Raw genomic sequence first — 18294 nt, forward strand, 5'->3', positions numbered from 1 at the left:
CTCCTCATTGTCGCTTAAGCGGCGACTTTGTTGTTCTTATGCATGACTTCCCTAGCCAGATGACGATATGCCATCGCCCCAAGCGAGCCCGAATCATATTGCAGAACCGGCAACGCGTAAGACGGTGCCTCACTGACCCGCACATTTCTGGGTATCTTGGTCTTAAAGACCATCTCGCCCAGATTGTCACGCGCGTCTTTTTCGACCTGACGGGACAAGTTGTTGCGGTTGTCATACATAGTCAACACAATACCTTCGATTCTCAGGTCCGGATTCGCAGTTTGGCGGACCTCTCGTATCGTCAGCATCAGTTGGGACAGACCCTCCAAGGCAAAGAACTCGCTCTGCAATGGAACAAGAACAGAATGCGAGGCAACCATCGCGTTGACCGTCAGTAGGTTCAAGGACGGGGGGCAGTCAATCAACACGAAATCCAGCTCAAACCCATCTATTGAGGTTTGCCGCAAAGCATCATGCAACAAGTAGCTGCGCTTTTCGTTTGAAATCAGTTCGATATCCGCCGAACTCAGGTCTACAGTCGCTGGAATGACAAAAAGACCATCTATTTCAGTCTCCTGAACGACAGCCTCAAGCGGTGCATCATCCAGAATAAGATCATACGTGGTCCAATCCCGGTCTTCTACACCCAACCCGGTCGAAGCGTTGCCCTGAGGATCTAGATCAACAACCAAAATCCGACAACCGGCCTCGGCCAAACCAGCAGCCAAATTGATCGCCGTCGTCGTTTTTCCAACACCGCCCTTCTGATTGGCAACCGCAATTATCCGGGGCCCTGAAGGACGAGAAAGATCAACCACGGGATACTCCTTTAACTTTAAGGATAACGGCTTGGGGTTCTGTTAAGCTTGTAATCGGCTCAACATTGAATTTCCATTCTTCCTGAGCTTCTGACAGTTCTTTTTTCCAGTTCGCGCCTTTCGGCAACAAAGCTGTACCCGTTTTTCCTAAATGCCTATCACAAAAGGACAATAGCGTACGCAGATCCGCCAATGCGCGGGCCGACAGAATGTCTGCATCAAGCGGGTCAACAGATTCGATTCGTTTCGAGATAACCTGACAACTCACCCCGCATTCACGGGCAACATTTCTCAGAAAAGCGGATTTTCTCTGATCGCTTTCAACGAATTGGAAACGTGTGTCGGGCGATTCTTCCAGTGCCATGATCGCGCAGACCATCCCCGGAAATCCACCTCCGGTCCCAATATCGACCCATGTGCTTACAGCCGATGCACAACGAAACACCTGAACGGAATCCAAAATGTGTCGATCCCAGATGTCCTCCAGGCTGTTCTTTGAGACCAGATTGATCTTGGGATTCCAGCGTTTCACCAGCTCCACATATGTATCCAGCCGATCAAATGTTTCACGTGAAACATCAAACTTGGAAAACTCTGGCTTCATGCTTGTTTAACTTTTTGATCACGTCGGAGCTTTGCCAGCACCAAGGTCAAGGCTGCAGGAGTAACGCCTTCCACCCTGCTGGCCTGGGCGATATTTCCGGGTTTTGCTTGCGAAAGCTTTTGTTTCATTTCGGATGACAGGCCATCCAATGCAAAATAATCAAAGTCCCGGGGAATCTCATGAGCTTCATCCCTTTTCATAGCTTCGACATCGCGCTGTTGGCGCGCAATATAGTTTGCGTAAAGCGCATCCCGAGCAACCTGAAGTCTGATGTCTGACGTCACCGTGTCCAATTCAGGTATCAAAGGTAGCAGATCTTCAAAATCTACGTCCGGAAAAGCCAGAATCGCCATACCATCTCGCCGATTGCCGTCCTGATTAACGTTGATGCCAGCGACCAAGACCTCCTTCGGCGTATATGTCCTATCGGTCAGAAGCGATTTCGCGGCACTCAAGTGTTCCATTTTCTTGTTGAACGCCTGACGACGCAGACGACCAACACATCCCAGTTGGAGGCCTACTGGCGTCAAACGCTGATCCGCATTATCTGCGCGCAGCGATAATCTGAATTCCGCACGGGAGGTAAACATCCGATACGGTTCTGCGACGCCCCGGGTCGTTAGATCGTCTATCATTACTCCAATATAGCTATCGGCGCGGGTGAAATGGATCGGGTCCTTACCCTGAACAGCTAAAGCTGCGTTAAGACCGGCGACCATGCCCTGCGCTGCGGCCTCCTCATATCCTGTGGTTCCATTGATTTGACCGGCTAGATATAGGCCTGGAATCTCAGGTAGTGACAATGAAGCTGACAAGACACGCGGATCCACATAGTCATATTCGATGGCGTAGCCGGGCTGCAATATTTCCGCACTCTCCAGGCCTTTGATCGAGTGAACATATTGTAGTTGTACATCCTGCGGCAGCGACGTTGAAATGCCGTTGGGGTAAATCGTGTGATCACCCACACCTTCAGGTTCCAGAAAAATCTGGTGCGACTCTTTATCTGCAAACCGAACGATTTTGTCTTCGATTGACGGGCAATATCTGGGTCCCACCCCATCAATATGCCCGCCATACATCGCTGACTTACTAAGGTTTTTTTCAATTATCTCATGAGTCTTGGCATTCGTGTGGGTAATCCCGCACGAAATTTGAGGCGCTACAACCGATGTCGATAGAAACGAAAACAAGGTTGGTTCATCGTCCCCATCCTGACGCTCTAGCCCCGACCAATCAATGGTACGTCCATCCAGCCTCGGCGGGGTTCCCGTTTTTAGACGTCCGGTCGGAAGATCATAAGAATCCAGGCGCTCAGCCAATTTGACGGAAGGGCGATCCCCCATCCGACCACCTGGCCGCGAGACATCACCGATATGAATCACGCCTCGAAGGAATGTGCCTGACGTAAGGATGACAGATTGGGCTGAAACTTCAGATCCATCACCCAATCTCACGCCAACAACACGGTCGCGATTCATCAGAAAGTCTACGACCTCTCCAACTAGGACAGACAGGTTTTCCTGCCTATCCGTTTCCTTTTGCATCGCTGCTCGGTAAAGCGCCCTATCCGCTTGTGTCCTTGGGCCTTGAACTGCTGGCCCTTTTCGACGGTTCAGCAACCTGAACTGAATTCCAGCCTGGTCTGCTACACGGCCCATTACGCCGTCCAAAGCATCTATCTCACGCACGAGATGGCCTTTACCCAGACCTCCGATTGCAGGATTGCAGGACATCACACCGATATCTGCCGCCGACAAAGTGATCAAGGCTGTCGAAACACCCATTCTGGCGGCGGCATGCGCAGCCTCGGTGCCCGCATGCCCCGCGCCAATAACGACAACATCGAAGTTTGAATGTTTCACGTGAAACACTCCCTATTTTCCCAGACAGAAGCTTGAGAATATTTCATCCAACAGATCCTCAACACCAATTCTTCCTACCAAAGATTCAAGTGCGCGGATCGCTGTGCGCATATCTTCTGCTGCTATATCATACATGTCTGGACCCGATTCCAGAACCGACATTGCGGCAGTCAAAGCGTCCAGTGCTTTAATCAAAGCGAGACGATGGCGTTCTCGTGTTGCAATACCATGGCTTGTGGTTCGTTCACCTAACACACGCGATATGTTGGATACTAGCTGATCAATCCCCTGACCCGTCTTCCCGGAAACCCCACCGTCTTTGGGTTTACGAAGATCTGCTTTCGGTGCCACCTGAATATCATCTGGCTGAATATCGACACCGAGGTCCAACGGCGCGTCAGACAGGAAAACACGCAAATCGGCAGCTTCAGCGCGTTTCTTGGCCAATGCGATACCAAGGCTTTCGACATGGTCATCAGTATCTCGCAGCCCGGCGGTGTCCAGCAGCGTCACCGGAAGTCCAGCCAGATCCATACGGACCTCGATGACATCCCGCGTCGTCCCCGCGTATTCTGATGTGATGGCAGCATCTCGCCCTGCCAGAGCATTCAGCAAGGTAGACTTGCCCGCGTTAGGAAGGCCCACAATTGCAACTTCGAACCCGGTTCGGATTCGTTCCGCGATCTGTACGCCATCTGCTTCGCGCTTCAAATCTGCCATCACGCCCGAGATCAGGTCGCGCACTTCGGGGGTGACGTCGGTTGGAACCTCTTCGTCGGCAAAATCGATCACGGCCTCCAACAGAGAGGCCGCTCGGATCAGGTCCCTCCTCCAGCGCTCAGCCAGGTTTCCCAACTCGCCGGCGAGGATCGTTTGCGCCTGTTTGCGCTGCGCTTCCGTCTCGGCGTCGATCAAATCAGCTAGGCCTTCGACCTGGGCTAAGTCCATCTTGCCGTTTTCCAAAGCACGGCGTGTGAACTCCCCCGGTTCGGCAAGGCGCAGACCATCCGTTTCCGACAAGCAGCGCATGACAGCATTGACCGAGGCCGTACTTCCATGAATCTGCAACTCAGCCACGTCTTCGCCAGTGAAGCTGGCCGGAGCCTTAAACGTCAGCACCAACCCATCATCCAGCCGAGCCCCGTCAGAATCCCGCAAAACCCGCAGAGAGATCCCACGCGCCGGAAGCGCGCCGCCGGTCATACCGGCCGCTGCACGATGCGCGTCAGGACCAGAAAGGCGAATGACCGCCACCCCTGCTTTGCCCTGCGCGCTGGCCAAGGCGAATATCGTATCCATTCGAAGGCCTCGCGTCGTTTAAAACCTGTGTCAGGTGTTCATCGAATCGAAGAACTCGCCGTTTGTCTTTGTCTGTTTCAACTTCGACAACAGGAATTCGATTGCGTCTGTGGTGCCCATCGGGTTGAGGATACGGCGCAGAACGAAGGTCTTGGCCAGATCGCCCTTGTCCACCAGCAGATCCTCTTTCCGTGTACCGGATTTGAGGATGTCAATCGCCGGGAACACGCGCTTGTCTGCGATCTTGCGATCGAGAACGATTTCCGAGTTACCCGTGCCTTTGAATTCTTCAAAGATAACTTCGTCCATCCGGCTGCCGGTATCGATCAGCGCGGTGGCGATGATGGTCAGCGAGCCACCCTCTTCAATGTTCCGCGCAGCACCAAAGAACCGCTTGGGCCGTTGCAGTGCGTTCGCGTCCACACCACCGGTCAGAACTTTGCCCGAGGACGGGACTACGGTGTTGAAAGCTCTACCAAGTCTTGTGATCGAATCGAGAAGGATAACAACATCTCGTTTGTGTTCGACCAGACGCTTGGCTTTTTCGATCACCATCTCGGACACGGCCACGTGGCGCGTTGCAGGTTCGTCGAAGGTCGAGGACACAACCTCACCCTTCACCGAGCGCTGCATGTCGGTCACCTCTTCCGGGCGTTCGTCAATCAGCAGGACGATCAGGTAACATTCCGGGTGGTTCTGTTCGATCGAGTGCGCGATGTTCTGCAGGATCACCGTCTTACCGGTCCGCGGCGGCGCCACGATCAGCGACCGCTGGCCTTTACCAATCGGTGAGACCAGATCGATCACACGGGCCGATTTGTCCTTGATGGTTGGGTCTTCGATTTCCATCTTCAGACGCTCATCGGGGTACAGAGGCGTCAGGTTGTCGAACAGGATTTTGTGCTTGGCCTTTTCAGGATCTTCAAAGTTGATCTTGGTGACTTTGGTCAGCGCAAAATAACGCTCACTATCGTCGGGTGCCTTGATCTCACCTTCGACCGTGTCGCCGGTGCGCAGCGAGTGCTGACGTATCATGTCAGGCGAGACATAGATGTCATCAGGACCCGGCAGATAGTTCGCCTCGGGCGAGCGCAGGAAGCCGAAGCCGTCTTGCAGTACTTCCAGAACGCCGTCACCGCCAACGGTCCAGCCTTCATCCGCGCGTTCGCGCAGGATCTGGAACATCATCTCGCCTTTGCGCATGGTCGAGGCGTTTTCGATCTCCAGCTCTTCGGCCATCGCCAAAAGGTCTTTGGGGCTTTTGGCTTTCAGATCGGCCAGATTCAGGGATTCATTGGACATGATGCATACCTTCACCGCAGACTGCGGCTCGAAGTGGAATTTCAGTACGGAAAAGACGCCGCCCGGACGGGCGTGTTGACCCCTACATAGTTGCGTCGATCTGCGGAGTCAAACAGGCCCTTGTTGGAATGGCCCTCAGAACTTCAGAATGACCGCCAGAACGATGACAACCATCAGAACAGTCGGAACCTCGTTCATCATGCGATACTGCCGCCCAGTGAGCTTATTTCGCCCCTCTGCGAAATCCTTGCGGCGGGCCATCAGCCAATGATGAAACCAGGTCATGCCAATCACGGCTGCGCCTTTGAGCCACGGCCATGCAAAATCCCAGCCGACGATACCGGGCGTGAACACCATGATCAGACCACAAACCCAGGCCACGATCATCGCAGGGCGCATGATCACGCGCAGCAGCTTTTCTTCCATTTCAAAGAAGATGGTCTCGGCCCCATCAACCTCTTGCGCCTTTTCTACGTGATAGACGAACAGACGGGGTAGGTAGAACAGACCTGCCATCCACGAAATCACTGCCATGATATGAAGTGCCTTCACCCACGGGTAAATCGTGAAAAGAAGATCAGTCATCTTGGCTCCGGGTGCTGCTCGGAACCCTCCTAATAAAAAAAGAAGAAAGAAGAAAGGAAGATGGTTTTGTAGGGTGGGCAAAATCCGTGGATTACTTTTTTACTCATTGGTTTTCCCCAGGTGGACAGTTTTGAGCAGGATTTGAACGATTCTGTGAATTTCAGAAATAACTATTGTAAAACAGTATCTTAATTCTCAATTCCGAGGATGTATCTGGGGATAACACATTGAATAAATCCAGATTTCCCGGTTATCCGCTGTTTCCAAGTTATCCTTACCCCGATTGGATGATGTTTGAGCGACTCAGGGAAGTTTTTCGCGAAATTCCCGGGCTTGCGTGTCAATCTGAAAACCATACAAAGCGTCCAAGACCGCTCAACAATTTGCCCACGGGGTTGTCCACATGTCTGTCCCCATCGTCCTGGCCTCAGGATCTTCTATTCGTGCGCAACTGCTGGAAAATGCAGGCGTGCCTTTCTCTGTTCAGATCGCCCGCGTGGACGAGGATAGTATAAAGCGTGCCTTGTTGGCCGAAGCCGCCTCGCCGCGTGATATTGCCGATGCGCTGGCGGAAATGAAAGCGCGCAAGGTGAGTGACAAGACACCCGGAGCGATGGTGCTGGGCTGTGATCAGGTTCTGGATTTCGACGGGCAGCTGCTGTCAAAGCCTCAGACGCCCGAGGACGCCTTGGCCCAGTTGAAGATGATGCGGGGCAAACGGCACATGCTGTTGTCAGCGGCGGTGATTTATCAGGATGGAGAGCCGATCTGGCGCCATGTCGGTCAAGTGCGCCTGCGGATGCGGATGAGCTCGGACGCCTACCTGCGAGACTATGTCGACCGCAACTGGGACAGCATCCGCCACGCGGTGGGCGCATATAAGCTTGAGGAAGAAGGCGTGCGCCTGTTCGCGACCATTGACGGTGATTACTTTAACGTTTTGGGTATGCCACTGTTGGAGCTGCTAAATTATCTGGCTGTCAAAGGGGTGATAGATCAATGACGGACCACAAGATTCCTCTGGCCGGAGTGATCGGTCACCCTGTGGGCCATTCCCGCTCGCCTAAATTGCATGGGCATTGGTTGAAAACCTACGGGCTGGAAGGGCACTACATTCCCATGGATGTCGCCCCGGCTGATCTTGAAACCGTCCTGCGCACCCTGCCCAAGGCCGGTTTTGTGGGGGCCAACGTGACGGTTCCGCATAAAGAGGCTGCGTTGCGCATTGCCGACCATGTCTCGGACAGGGCGACCGTGATCGGGGCCGCGAATACGCTGGTGTTCCGCGAGGATGGCTCGATCCATGCGGACAACACCGATGGATACGGGTTCATGGAGAACCTGCGCGCTGGCGCACCGGATTGGAACGCCAAGGATGGCCCCGCCGTTGTCTTTGGCGCGGGCGGAGCGGCGCGCGCCGTGTTACAGGCGCTGGCGGATGCGGGCGTGCCCGAGATTCTGCTGACCAACCGGACCCGCGCCCGTGCCGATCATCTGAAAGAAGAATTCGGCCAGCGCATCACCGTTTTGGATTGGGTGCAGGCCGGCAACGTGATCGAAAACGCGGAACTTGTGGTCAACACGACGTCTTTGGGCATGCAAGGTCAGCCCGAGTTGCGGGTGCCATTGGATGGATTGCAGCCGGGCGCCGTGGTGACCGATCTGGTCTACGCGCCGCTCAAGACCAACCTGCTGGAGACAGCGGAAGAGGCTGGATGCACCGTTGTCGACGGGTTGGGCATGCTGCTGCATCAGGCAGTGCCGGGTTTTGAACGCTGGTTCGGCGTGCGCCCCGAGGTCAATGACGACTTGCGCGCGGTCGTGCTGGCATGAGGTTTGCGCTTGGCCTGACAGGCTCAATCGGGATGGGCAAAAGCACCACGGCGCAGATGTTCGTCGATGAAGGTTGCGCGCTTTGGGATGCGGATGCGGCGGTCCATCGTCTTTATGCCAAAGGTGGCCTGGCGGTTGGACCAATGGGTGAGGCTTTTCCCTTGGCTATCGTTGAGGGCGCGGTCAGCCGCGAGGCATTGAAACAGATTATCTCGGAAGACAGTTCTGCGTTGAAACGGATCGAGGGGATCGTTCACCCTCTGGTCGCTGCAGATCGTGCCGCGTTTCGCGAAAGTGCTGCGGCTGATATTCTGGTTTTCGATATCCCCCTTCTGTTTGAAACGGGCGGTGGGGACGCGATGGATGCGGTTGCCTGCGTTCGGGTATCGCCTGACGAACAAAAGCGTCGTGTGATGGAACGCGGCACAATGTCCGAGGCGCAATTCGAACAGATCCGCGCCAAGCAGATGCCGAATGACGAGAAATGCGCGCGCTCGGACTATGTGATCGACACCGACACACTGGACCATGCTCGCGCGCAGGTGCAGGATGTGGTCAGGCAGATACGGGCGGGGACGGCTAATGCGTGAGATTGTACTCGATACCGAAACCACGGGCTTTGATCCTGAAAGCGGTGACCGGATCGTCGAGATTGGCGCGGTCGAGCTGTGGAATCACGTGGCCACGGGTGAGACCTATCATGTCTATATCAACCCCGAACGCGGTATGCCGGAAGAGGCGTTTGGCGTGCATGGCATTGGCCCTGACCTGCTGGACACGCCGCGCCCGCCTGAAAAGGGTGAGGTGACGCTGAAAGACAAACCGGTTTTTGCCAAAGTCGGTCAGGGGTTTCGGGATTTTGTCGGCGATGCGAAACTCGTGATCCACAACGCGTCGTTCGACATGAAGTTCCTGAACGCCGAGTTGAAATGGATGGGTATGCCGCCGATTCCGATGGATCAGGCGCTTGATACGCTCGCCATTGCGCGCAAGCGGTTTCCGGGCTCTCCGGCTTCGTTGGATGCGCTGTGCCGGCGGTTCAATATCGACAACTCGAACCGCGTGCTGCACGGCGCGCTTTTGGACTCGGAGATTTTGGCCGAGGTCTATCTTGAGTTGATCGGTGGTCGCCAGCCGGATTTCGGCCTGTCCACTTCGGCCGCGTCTGGCGCGGGGGGTGCAGATGACTGGCGTCCGACACCGCGCGCGACACCGCTGCCATCCCGGATCACCGAGGATGAGCGCGCAGCGCATGAGACATTTGTCGAGAAACTGGGCGAAAGCGCCCTGTGGACCCGCGCCTGATCCGGTCAGGCACGGGTCTCAAGGGATTTAGGCGTCGGTCTGCTCGGCCTGTTCCGCCTGAGCGGCCTGACGGCGCATCAGCTCGTTGCGGTAAAGCGCAACAAAATCAATGGTATCCAGGTTCACTGGTGGGTAGCCACCGTCGCGGGTGATGTCGCTGACGATACGGCGCAGGAACGGGAACAGCATGCGCGGGCATTCGATCATCAGGAACGGGTGCAGCTGATCTTCTGGCACGCCTTCCACGTGGAACAGCCCGCAATAGTCCAGCTCACATAGGAACAGGACATCGTCCATACCCTTGGCTTTCGAGGTCAGCTTCAGCTTGATCGAAACTTCATACTGATGCTCGACCTGACGCTTTTTCGCGTCCAGATTCACCTGAACCTGAATCTCGGGCTGTACGTCACCGGACACGCCTTTTTGTGCCATGACGTTTTCAAAGGACATATCGCGAATGAACTGTCCCAGAACGCGCATCTGAACCTGAGGGGCGGCTTGGGCCGCAGTGTTTTCTGCAGCGTTTTCTTCGGCCATGGATCTACTCCAAAAATGAAATTCGACACTGCTTAGCAAGTTGCGCGCGGCACCTCAATGCTGGTGGGGGCCTTCGACCCATTTTGACGGTTTCGAGGGGTCCTTGCGCGGGCGCACCTCGGTAAATTCTCCGTCAATCACGTCGTCCTGGTCAGATGGTCCGCGCGGCTGCTGAAAGCCTGCGCCGGGTCCCATCTGGAACTGCGCCACGGTGATTTTGGTCTTCAGATAGCGGAAAACGGCGACCCGCACGCCGGGGATCAACAGCGCAAATCCGACGGCATCGGTGAAAAAGCCGGGTGTCAGCAGCAGCGCGCCGGACAAAAGGATCATTGCGCCATGGGCCAAAGGCTCGGTCGGATCGTCCAGGGTGGCGAAAGATTGCTGCAATTGCCCCAGCGCCATGCGACCTTGTGTCCGCACCAATGTGGTGCCCAGAACCGCCGTCAGAACCACGATGGCAAGGGTGGGCCACAGGCCGATCAGCCCTCCAACCTGGATGAACAGGGCGATTTCGAGGATCGGAACCAATAAAAATGCCAAGAACAGGTACATTTGCGTTATCCTTTACCTATGGCCGAACTGTGGACTTGCCACCAACTGTCACCTACATAGTGGCAGGAGGCCGCGTACACAAAGTCTCGGTTCTGAAAAGAGGATGAAATGAACGAACCCATGATCCAGCTGCTGGTACTGGCCGGAATTGCCGTTTTCCTGATCCTGCGTTTGAAAAGCGTGCTGGGAACGCGTGAAGGTTTCGAAAAGCCCCCCGTTCCGCAACAGCCCGACACGGGCGCGTCCCGTCGTGATTTCGAGGTGATCGAAGGTGGTCCGGATCATGACATCACCGACCATGTTCCTGAAGACAGCGAACAGGCGCAGACTTTGGCTGCGATGAAGCGGATAGAGCCCAGCTTTTCGGTCAGTGAATTTGTCCAGGGTGCCCGTGGCGCCTATGAAATGATCGTAATGGGGTTTGAGAAAGGCAATCTGGATGAGATCCAGCCCTTCCTCGCCGAAGATGTGTTCGAAACCTTTGTCTCGGTCGTATCCGCGCGCGAAGATCAGGGCCTGACGATCGAGGCCGAGTTTATCGGCGTGCGTGAAACCACCCTGACCGAAGTGTCCTTTGACAAAGACACCAATGAGGCTGAGATCACCATGAAATTCATTGGTGAGCTGACCTCGGTTGTGCGGGATCGCGGTGGTGACATCATCGAAGGCAACCCGAACACCGTGAAACGCCAAAAGGACAGCTGGACCTTTGCCCGCGTGATGGGCAAGGACGATCCGAACTGGCTGCTTGTTTCCACGGACGCATGATTGCCACGCTCCGGTCGCTTATTCTGGTGGGTGCGATGACCACTGCCAGCGCCGCCGGAGCCGAGGCGACGCGATCCGTTCTGTCGTTTGATGACCTTCAGGGCTGGGCCGAGGATGACCACGGCGCGGCCCTTTCCGTTTTTCTGAACACCTGCGGTGATCTGAATGACCCGGATTGGCGCGCTTTGTGCGGCGTGGCCCGGACTTATGAGGGGGATGCCGCGCGGTCCTTCTTTGAACTCTTCTTCCGACCCGTTTTGGTCGAAGACGGCAAGGACGGGCTATTCACCGGGTATTTTGAGCCCGAGCTTGACGGCTCCCGAACCCGGACGGATCGGTTCAAATATCCGATCTACAAGATGCCGCCCGAGGCGCGCGATGGGCCGTGGCTCAGCCGGCGCGAGATCCTGACCAGCGACGTGATGCAGGGCCGCGGGCTTGAGATCGCCTGGGTCGATGACCCGGTTGAGCTGTTCTTTCTGCAAATTCAGGGCTCTGGCCGGGTGCGCCTGCCCGATGGAGGTGCCTTGCGCGTGGGATATGGCGGCGCGAACGGGCAGCCCTACCGCTCGATCGGGGTTGAGCTGGTCCGGCGTGGTGCTTTGGGTGCCCACGCGGTCAGCGCGCAGATGATCCAGGCATGGGTCCGCAAAAACCCCGAAGCCGGGGTTGAGTTGTTGTTCCACAACCCATCTTACGTGTTCTTCCGCGAGGTCAGCCGGGTTGCGCCGGAACTTGGGCCCTTGGGCGCAATGAACCGGTCGATCACGACCATGCGCAGCATCGCGGCCGATCCGGCCTATACGCCGCTGGGTGCGCCGGTCTGGGTTGAGAAAGACGGCAAGAAACCTATGCGCCGCCTTATGATCGCGCAAGATACCGGCGCGGCGATCAAGGGGGCGCAGCGGGCTGATATCTTCTTTGGAACAGGCGATGAGGCCGGGCAAGTCGCTGGTCGATTGAAAGACCCCGGTCGCATGATCGTATTGCTGCCGATCCAGCGTGCTTACGCCATGGCGACGGATGACTACTGATGACCCGGCGCAAACTGACCAGCGACGAGATCGATCTTTGGCGCAAGGTCGCCAAACAGGCTGAGCGGCTGCACCCTGAGATCCCTCAGACCGTGCATCCGACAACCCTGCCGAAACCGACGCCCAAGAAACTGCCAAAACCCCGGATCGAGGCGTTTGAACTGGGGCAGAACCAACCCTCCAAGCCGTCTGCCAATCGCTTGAAACCGTCGATCACCGAGACGCTGCGCGCGGCCCCCGTTCAGATGGACACCAAGGCCTTTGGCCGCATGAAACGCGGCAAGCTCAAACCCGAGGGCAAGTTGGACCTGCATGGGATGCGCATTGACACCGCGCATCCGGCGCTCGTGCGCTTTGTGCTGACAGCGCAGGCGCAGGGCAAACGTCTGGTTCTGGTGATCACGGGCAAGGGAAAAGACCGCGACGAGCCGGGACCGATCCCGACCCCACGCGGTGTTTTGCGTAATCAGGTGCCACATTGGCTGTCGATCCCACCGCTGGCGCAGGCGGTGATGCAGGTGACACCTGCGCATATCAGTCACGGCGGAGACGGAGCCTATTACATCTATCTAAGGCGGGTCCGCTAGACTGCGCCCGACGACCGAGAAAGCCAGAGACCCTCTGGCAAGCCCTTGATCCCTACTGATTGGCGACCTGCGCTTGCCCGGTCTCAGACAGAACCACCTCTGTCGCACCCGAGGGGTTGCGTTGGCTGCCGGGGATCAAAAGATCGATCCCTGAACGGCGGTTTCCAAGAGTGTTCCCGACACGCCGGGCCGAACTGAGCAGCGACAACAAGGCGGGTGAGGTTGCAGCAACGAAATGCGAGGACTCGGCATCGCTGTTGAACGCGGTCGCGTCGATCACTTCGATCGGATAGTCGGCCAGCGCCTCGGTCGTACTGATATTGCCCAGCCGTTCACTCCCCGGTGTACCGCGAATCCGGGCCGAGATATTTAGGATCTTGTCCTTTTGCGATACCATCACGACAAAGGGATCGGGCGGAGTTTTTATGCTGTCCATTTGCGAGCGAAACACGTCAATATCCAGATCGGGTGAGATCAGGAACACGCCATCAAGGTTGCGCCGTGACCAGCCCGTCGCGCGCAGCTCGGCTTGACGCATCATCTCCATCGACAGGGCGCCACCCATGGAATGGGCGACCAGCACAACCCGTTTCACGCCGATGGATTTCAGGTCGCGGATTGTCTTTTCCAGCCCGTCGCGGGCAAACAGCATACTGTCCAGATCATAGGCATAGCCTGCCCCGCGCGCCTGACTGGGCCAGGAATAAATCAGGACTGATCCGGGGATGTCCAGATCATGCGCCAACTGCGCCGCGCGAAACGCGGTCTCGGTGTGGGTCGAGTTATACCCGTGCACAAAGATCGACACATCATCCTGTCCGCGTAGCTGGTTTGCCAGCTCACGCGGGCCGGACAGGTCTGTTGTGTTGGCCAGAACGAACTGCTTTTCCGGGTTTGGGTTCGCATACGAAAACTCCAGCGATCCCGGCGTGCGGTTCGGCGGGATCGAGACCGTCATTTTATGGTACTGCACCCGATCGCCCCGGTCGGCGTTGAATGTCCCGTCGGGGTTCCGCCCCCGGGTTGTCGCCGCGTAGACGGTTTCCGCTGTTCCCACGTTCAGGGCAGATGGCACAGTCACCTGTGCGGTTCTGTCGACGCAAGCGCCCAGTGTGGCAACGGCAAGAAAGGCAATACTCAAACGCAACACGGCTCAACCCTCAAAGAAACGGAGTTTGAGTCACGGTTATCAATTTCTGGTGCAAGGTCCAGCCGGAACGAAAATTCGCCGCCAAATCGGCGGCGAAATACAGCTGGATTTGTTACAATACGTAACGGCTGAGGTCGGCCGATTTCGTCAACTCGCCCAGATTTTCATCCACGAATTGCGCATTCACCGTGATCTCGGCCCCGGCCTGATCGGGCGCAGTGAACGAGAGTTCTTCGAACACACGTTCCATCACTGTGTAAAGCCGCCGGGCGCCGATGTTTTCAACGGTCTGGTTCACATCCGCAGCGATCTTGGCCAGTGCCGCGATGCCATCATCTGTGAAGCTGACGGTGACCTCTTCGGTGCCCATAAGGGCGGTGTATTGGCGGGTCAGCGCGTTGTCGGTCTCGGTCAGGATGCGGACAAAATCCTCTTCGGTCAGTGCGCGCAGCTCAACCCGGATCGGCAGACGGCCCTGAAGCTCGGGCAGCAGGTCTGACGGTTTGGCAATGTGGAATGCACCCGAGGCGATGAACAGGATATGGTCGGTTTTCACAGGGCCATGTTTGGTGGACACGGTTGTGCCCTCGATCAGAGGCAGCAGGTCGCGCTGGACCCCTTCGCGGCTGACATCGCCACCGCGCGCTTCCGCGCGCGCGCAAACCTTGTCGATCTCGTCCAGAAAGACGATGCCGTTCTGTTCGACCGATTCCAGCGCCACGCGGTTGACGGTTTCATCATCCAGCAGCTTGTCGGCCTCTTCCCCGATCAGAAGGTCATGGCTTTCGGCTACTGTGACTTTCTTCTTCACGGTGCGACCACCGAAGGCTTTGCCGAAGATATCGCCCAGATTCATCATGCCCATCTGGCTGCCGGGTTGGCCGGGCATGTCAAACATCGGCATCGGATTTGAAGTGTCTGACACCTCCAATTCGATCTCTGTGTCGTCTAGCTCACCTGATTTCAGCTTTTTGCGGAACATCTCGCGCGTGGCCTCGCGCGCGTCCGTACCAGCGATCGCTTCGATCACGCGATCCTCGGCGGCCTGATGGGCTTTGGCCTTCACATCCTCGCGCATGTATTCGCGCGTCTGGATGATTGCAGCATCGGCCAAATCGCGCACGATCTGTTCCACGTCGCGACCGACATATCCGACCTCAGTAAATTTGGTGGCTTCGACTTTGATGAAAGGCGCGCGCGCCAGCTTTGCCAAACGGCGGCTGATCTCGGTCTTGCCGACGCCAGTGGGTCCGATCATCAGGATGTTCTTGGGATACACTTCATCGCGGATATCATCAGCCAGCTGCTTGCGTCGCCAACGATTGCGCAGAGCCACGGCCACTGCGCGCTTGGCGTCTTTTTGCCCGATGATGAAGCGGTCCAGTTCCGAGACAATCTCGCGCGGGGTCAGGTCGGTCATATGCGTTTTTCCGTCTGTTTCGCAGCGGAACCTAATCATAAGCGCCAAAAACACAAGCCGATCACGGAAACATCACGACAACTCACAGAAGGCACACGGATATTCGTTGAGATGTGTATCGCCATGCGAGGGTCGCGTGCGGCATAACCGTTCGCGACGGGCACACAGGCCCGCATCTATCTTATGGAGATACCGCATCATGATGACTCGTCGTTCGCTTTTTGTAAAAGCAGCAGCCACCGGCGCAGCCTTGACCCTTGCCGGCACCACCACTGCCCTGGCTGGCGGCGCCAAAAAGAAAGGCACGTTCGAGGGCCGTTCGAACCACATCACCAGCGGTTCGGTGAAACTGGTCAAAAATGGCGACCGCTACATCGTTGAACTGGGCGATGACTTCTCGTTGGACGGAGGCCCCGACCCGCGCGTGGCGTTTGGTAAAGACGGTGAATACGCTCCTGACACCAAACTGGGTGCGCTGCTCAACCTGACCGGCAAGCAATCCTATGCTGTACCGCCGACCATGGATGTGTCGGGCTACAACGAAGTGTACATCTGGTGCGAGGTCGCCGGAGTCCCATTGGGCGTCGCATCGCTGAAGTAATCACGGCGTCAGAGGTCGGGCTTTCCGACCTCTGACACATTGTTAGGTCGCAGCGCGACTGTCTGTTACACTCGCCCCAAGCTATTGGAACCGGGGGCGTTTTTCATGACCAAGATTGCCAAGATCACCCTGCTGTTTGTGGTGTTTGTTGACCTGATCGGACAGGGGCTTGTCTTTCCGATCATCAACTCTCTGATCATGGAGACGAATTCCGGGTTCCTGCCTGAAAACACCCCCAACGGTCGCCGCCATTTTTACTATGGGTTGGTGATCGGTTGTTTCTTCCTGTCGTGGTTTCTGGGGGTTGTCTATGTCTCGAAGGTCTCGGATTCCATCGGACGCAAGAACGCGCTGCTGGTTTGCCTTGGCGGAGCGTTGGCGGGCTATGCCATAACCATCGCCTCGCTTTACCTCGACAGTCTGCTGTTGCTGATCCTTGGCCGGTCGATCACCGGCTTTACGGCGGGCAACCAGCCCATCGCGCAGGCGGCGATGATAGATGGCAGCACCGATGCTGCCGACCGCGACCGCAATATGGGGTATATCGTGACTGGTGTCAGCTTTGGCCTTGTCGGGGGGCCGATCATCGGGGCTGTCCTGTCGGATTCCGCCCTGTTGGGCAGCTTCGCCACGCTGAGGACACCCTTCTACGGTGCCTTTGTTCTGGTGCTGGTCGCCATCTTCCTTGTGATGACCTTCTTCAAGGACACCCGCAGCGAGCGTGCGCCTTTTGTCTTTCGCCCGCGTGATATCACCGACAGCCTGATCGCCGTGCGCGGCCATCCGATGGTTCTGAAAATCCTGCCGGTCTATTCCTTCTTCATGATCGCCAACGTCACCTTCTATGTGTTCGTCGACAATTTCCTGACCAGCCGGTTCGGCTATGGCGTGATCGGAGGCAGCATGGCCATGGTCGTCATCGGCTTTGCGCTGGCCTTTTCCAGCACCTTCCTTGTGAAACCCGCGCAAGAGAGGTTCAGCAAGCACAAGATCATCTATGTCTCACTGATCTCGATGGTGATCTGCGGGCTTGCGTTCGCCTTCAGCCCCAGCGGCGTGCTTAGCTACGTTCCGGTCTTCTTCTTCTACTTCTTTTTTGGCGTCTCTTACCCGACCCTTCTGGGCCTGTTTTCATCCAGCGTCAGTGAGGCGGATCAGGGTTGGGTCATGGGCGTGACCACCGCAGTCTTCTGCCTGGCCGGAGGGGTCATGTCCCTGATCGGCGGCGGGTTGATGAGCATCGACATCCGCGTGCCCTACTACATCGTGATCATCGCCGCGATCTTTGGACTGATCGGGATGCACCGCCGCTGGAAAGGTAAAGAGATCATGGCACTACTGACCTGAGATTTCCTCGACCGTCAGGTTGCCATTGGTATAGACGCAGATATCAGCTGCAATCGCCATCGCCTCACGTGCTACCGTTTTGGCAGGCTTGTCGCTGTCCATCATCGCGCGCGCGGCGGCGAGGGCAAAGTTGCCGCCCGATCCGATGGCGGCCACGTTGTGCTCCGGCTCCAGCACGTCCCCTGCCCCGGTGATCACCAGCAGGTCTTTTCCGTCTGTGACGATCAGCATTGCCTCAAGCTTTTGCAGGTATTTGTCGGTGCGCCAGTCTTTGGCCAGCTCGACCGAGGCGCGGGCCAATTGGCCGGGCGTGGCCTCAAGCTTGGCTTCCAGCCGCTCAAGCAGAGTGAAGGCATCCGCGGTCGACCCGGCAAAGCCTGCCACAACCTCGAACCCGCCGGGGGACAGGCGGCGAACCTTGCGGGCGGTGCCTTTGATCACGGTCTGACCCAGGCTGACCTGTCCGTCCCCGGCAATCACCACCTGACCGTCTTTCTTGACGCCAATGATCGTTGTGCCATGCCAACCGGGAAATTCGCTGTCTGCCATCAGGGCCTCCGTTCATCACTGGCACCCTATATGGGCCGGAGCCAGCGCCAACGCAACTGTTCACAAGCTGCCCAAAAGATATGCAAGAAACGCAGATCGGGTCTACCAGACTGGCAATTGTGAGACTCAGACCCC

Annotated in this window: 20 protein-coding genes; 9 read left to right on the top strand and 11 right to left on the bottom strand. The window is 56.8% G+C overall.

Annotated features, from left to right (window positions below):
* Positions 1-14: 14 nt before the first annotated feature.
* From AC2FD8_RS03010 to hemJ, 6 genes are all read right to left on the bottom strand, one after another.
* Entirely contained in the window at positions 15-818 is an 804-nt protein-coding gene (locus tag AC2FD8_RS03010; protein ID WP_496853372.1) for a ParA family protein, read from the bottom strand.
* Positions 811-1422, bottom strand: coding sequence for a 16S rRNA (guanine(527)-N(7))-methyltransferase RsmG (gene rsmG, locus AC2FD8_RS03015; protein WP_496853371.1), 612 nt, complete (start codon positions 1420-1422; stop codon positions 811-813). The genes AC2FD8_RS03010 and rsmG overlap by 8 nt, the downstream gene beginning before the upstream one ends.
* On the bottom strand, positions 1419-3287 hold the full coding sequence (gene mnmG, locus AC2FD8_RS03020; protein WP_496853370.1) for a tRNA uridine-5-carboxymethylaminomethyl(34) synthesis enzyme MnmG: 1869 nt from the start codon (positions 3285-3287) through the stop codon (positions 1419-1421). Before mnmG ends, rsmG begins: the two co-directional genes overlap by 4 nt.
* Before the next feature lie 12 nt (positions 3288-3299).
* Entirely contained in the window at positions 3300-4586 is a 1287-nt protein-coding gene (gene mnmE, locus AC2FD8_RS03025; RefSeq protein WP_496853369.1) for a tRNA uridine-5-carboxymethylaminomethyl(34) synthesis GTPase MnmE, read from the bottom strand.
* 30 nt (positions 4587-4616) lie between these two features.
* A complete protein-coding gene (rho, locus tag AC2FD8_RS03030) occupies positions 4617-5888 on the bottom strand; it encodes a transcription termination factor Rho (RefSeq protein ID WP_170462843.1) in 1272 nt (423 codons plus the stop codon).
* A 135-nt stretch (positions 5889-6023) separates the two neighbouring features.
* Positions 6024-6473 carry a protoporphyrinogen oxidase HemJ gene (hemJ, locus tag AC2FD8_RS03035; RefSeq protein ID WP_496853368.1) on the bottom strand — a complete coding sequence of 150 codons (450 nt, stop codon included), beginning with the start codon at positions 6471-6473 and terminating at the stop codon, positions 6024-6026.
* 403 nt (positions 6474-6876) lie between these two features.
* Between hemJ and AC2FD8_RS03040 the strand changes: the two genes are divergently transcribed.
* The 4 genes from AC2FD8_RS03040 to dnaQ are packed head-to-tail and all read left to right on the top strand — an operon-like array spanning position 6877 to position 9611.
* On the top strand, positions 6877-7476 hold the full coding sequence (locus tag AC2FD8_RS03040; RefSeq protein ID WP_496853367.1) for a Maf family protein: 600 nt from the start codon (positions 6877-6879) through the stop codon (positions 7474-7476).
* Positions 7473-8306 carry a shikimate dehydrogenase gene (locus tag AC2FD8_RS03045; protein WP_496853366.1) on the top strand — a complete coding sequence of 278 codons (834 nt, stop codon included), beginning with the start codon at positions 7473-7475 and terminating at the stop codon, positions 8304-8306. The genes AC2FD8_RS03040 and AC2FD8_RS03045 overlap by 4 nt, the downstream gene beginning before the upstream one ends.
* Positions 8303-8896 carry a dephospho-CoA kinase gene (gene coaE, locus AC2FD8_RS03050; protein WP_496853365.1) on the top strand — a complete coding sequence of 198 codons (594 nt, stop codon included), beginning with the start codon at positions 8303-8305 and terminating at the stop codon, positions 8894-8896. Before AC2FD8_RS03045 ends, coaE begins: the two co-directional genes overlap by 4 nt.
* Positions 8889-9611 carry a DNA polymerase III subunit epsilon gene (dnaQ, locus tag AC2FD8_RS03055; protein ID WP_496853364.1) on the top strand — a complete coding sequence of 241 codons (723 nt, stop codon included), beginning with the start codon at positions 8889-8891 and terminating at the stop codon, positions 9609-9611. The genes coaE and dnaQ overlap by 8 nt, the downstream gene beginning before the upstream one ends.
* Positions 9612-9638: 27 nt before the next feature.
* Here the strand turns inward: dnaQ and secB are convergent, their stop codons facing one another.
* Together secB and AC2FD8_RS03065 are read right to left on the bottom strand one after the other, a co-directional pair.
* Complete coding sequence (secB, locus tag AC2FD8_RS03060; protein WP_496853363.1) at positions 9639-10148, bottom strand: protein-export chaperone SecB; 510 nt, start codon at positions 10146-10148, stop codon at positions 9639-9641.
* Between the two features lie 54 nt (positions 10149-10202).
* Positions 10203-10703, bottom strand: coding sequence for an FxsA family protein (locus AC2FD8_RS03065; RefSeq protein WP_496853362.1), 501 nt, complete (start codon positions 10701-10703; stop codon positions 10203-10205).
* 108 nt (positions 10704-10811) lie between these two features.
* Here AC2FD8_RS03065 and AC2FD8_RS03070 point away from each other — a divergent pair, with 108 nt between their 5' ends.
* The 3 genes from AC2FD8_RS03070 to AC2FD8_RS03080 are packed head-to-tail and all read left to right on the top strand — an operon-like array spanning position 10812 to position 13092.
* Positions 10812-11471, top strand: coding sequence for a Tim44/TimA family putative adaptor protein (locus AC2FD8_RS03070; RefSeq protein ID WP_496853361.1), 660 nt, complete (start codon positions 10812-10814; stop codon positions 11469-11471).
* Positions 11468-12505: a murein transglycosylase A gene (mltA, locus tag AC2FD8_RS03075; RefSeq protein ID WP_496853360.1), complete on the top strand. Its 1038-nt coding sequence runs from the start codon at positions 11468-11470 to the stop codon at positions 12503-12505. The genes AC2FD8_RS03070 and mltA overlap by 4 nt, the downstream gene beginning before the upstream one ends.
* Positions 12505-13092 carry a Smr/MutS family protein gene (locus AC2FD8_RS03080; protein ID WP_496853359.1) on the top strand — a complete coding sequence of 196 codons (588 nt, stop codon included), beginning with the start codon at positions 12505-12507 and terminating at the stop codon, positions 13090-13092. The genes mltA and AC2FD8_RS03080 overlap by 1 nt, the downstream gene beginning before the upstream one ends.
* 52 nt (positions 13093-13144) lie before the next feature.
* On the opposite strand, the gene AC2FD8_RS03085 is transcribed toward AC2FD8_RS03080, so the two are convergent.
* Positions 13145-14242 (bottom strand): alpha/beta hydrolase, encoded by a 1098-nt coding sequence (locus AC2FD8_RS03085; RefSeq protein ID WP_496853358.1) that lies wholly within the window; start codon positions 14240-14242, stop codon positions 13145-13147.
* A 112-nt stretch (positions 14243-14354) separates the two neighbouring features.
* Positions 14355-15662: an ATP-dependent protease ATPase subunit HslU gene (gene hslU, locus AC2FD8_RS03090; protein WP_496853357.1), complete on the bottom strand. Its 1308-nt coding sequence runs from the start codon at positions 15660-15662 to the stop codon at positions 14355-14357.
* Positions 15663-15861: 199 nt separating this feature from the next.
* Here hslU and AC2FD8_RS03095 point away from each other — a divergent pair, with 199 nt between their 5' ends.
* Positions 15862-16263 (top strand): DM13 domain-containing protein, encoded by a 402-nt coding sequence (locus AC2FD8_RS03095; RefSeq protein WP_496853356.1) that lies wholly within the window; start codon positions 15862-15864, stop codon positions 16261-16263.
* Between the two features lie 105 nt (positions 16264-16368).
* Positions 16369-17610, top strand: a complete 1242-nt coding sequence (locus AC2FD8_RS03100; protein ID WP_496853355.1) for an MFS transporter — start codon at positions 16369-16371, stop codon at positions 17608-17610.
* On the opposite strand, the gene hslV is transcribed toward AC2FD8_RS03100, so the two are convergent.
* A complete protein-coding gene (gene hslV / locus AC2FD8_RS03105) occupies positions 17599-18159 on the bottom strand; it encodes an ATP-dependent protease subunit HslV (protein WP_496853354.1) in 561 nt (186 codons plus the stop codon). The genes AC2FD8_RS03100 and hslV overlap by 12 nt on opposite strands.
* Positions 18160-18294 lie beyond the last annotated feature (135 nt).

It is taken from the genome of Ruegeria sp. YTSC192, assembly GCF_059609705.1.

Bases quoted from the DNA above. Each gene is read 5' to 3' on its own strand.
- rsmG (WP_496853371.1), bottom strand. From the start codon at position 1,422: ATGAAGCCAGAGTTTTCCAAGTTTGATGTTTCACGTGAAACATTTGAT.
- mnmE (WP_496853369.1), bottom strand. From the start codon at position 4,586: ATGGATACGATATTCGCCTTGGCCAGCGCGCAGGGCAAAGCAGGGGTG.
- rho (WP_170462843.1), bottom strand. From the start codon at position 5,888: ATGTCCAATGAATCCCTGAATCTGGCCGATCTGAAAGCCAAAAGCCCC.
- hemJ (WP_496853368.1), bottom strand. From the start codon at position 6,473: ATGACTGATCTTCTTTTCACGATTTACCCGTGGGTGAAGGCACTTCAT.
- AC2FD8_RS03040 (WP_496853367.1), top strand. From the start codon at position 6,877: ATGTCTGTCCCCATCGTCCTGGCCTCAGGATCTTCTATTCGTGCGCAA.
- AC2FD8_RS03045 (WP_496853366.1), top strand. From the start codon at position 7,473: ATGACGGACCACAAGATTCCTCTGGCCGGAGTGATCGGTCACCCTGTG.
- coaE (WP_496853365.1), top strand. From the start codon at position 8,303: ATGAGGTTTGCGCTTGGCCTGACAGGCTCAATCGGGATGGGCAAAAGC.
- dnaQ (WP_496853364.1), top strand. From the start codon at position 8,889: ATGCGTGAGATTGTACTCGATACCGAAACCACGGGCTTTGATCCTGAA.
- secB (WP_496853363.1), bottom strand. From the start codon at position 10,148: ATGGCCGAAGAAAACGCTGCAGAAAACACTGCGGCCCAAGCCGCCCCT.
- AC2FD8_RS03065 (WP_496853362.1), bottom strand. From the start codon at position 10,703: ATGTACCTGTTCTTGGCATTTTTATTGGTTCCGATCCTCGAAATCGCC.
- AC2FD8_RS03070 (WP_496853361.1), top strand. From the start codon at position 10,812: ATGAACGAACCCATGATCCAGCTGCTGGTACTGGCCGGAATTGCCGTT.
- mltA (WP_496853360.1), top strand. From the start codon at position 11,468: ATGATTGCCACGCTCCGGTCGCTTATTCTGGTGGGTGCGATGACCACT.
- AC2FD8_RS03080 (WP_496853359.1), top strand. From the start codon at position 12,505: ATGACCCGGCGCAAACTGACCAGCGACGAGATCGATCTTTGGCGCAAG.
- hslU (WP_496853357.1), bottom strand. From the start codon at position 15,662: ATGACCGACCTGACCCCGCGCGAGATTGTCTCGGAACTGGACCGCTTC.
- AC2FD8_RS03095 (WP_496853356.1), top strand. From the start codon at position 15,862: ATGATGACTCGTCGTTCGCTTTTTGTAAAAGCAGCAGCCACCGGCGCA.
- AC2FD8_RS03100 (WP_496853355.1), top strand. From the start codon at position 16,369: ATGACCAAGATTGCCAAGATCACCCTGCTGTTTGTGGTGTTTGTTGAC.
- hslV (WP_496853354.1), bottom strand. From the start codon at position 18,159: ATGGCAGACAGCGAATTTCCCGGTTGGCATGGCACAACGATCATTGGC.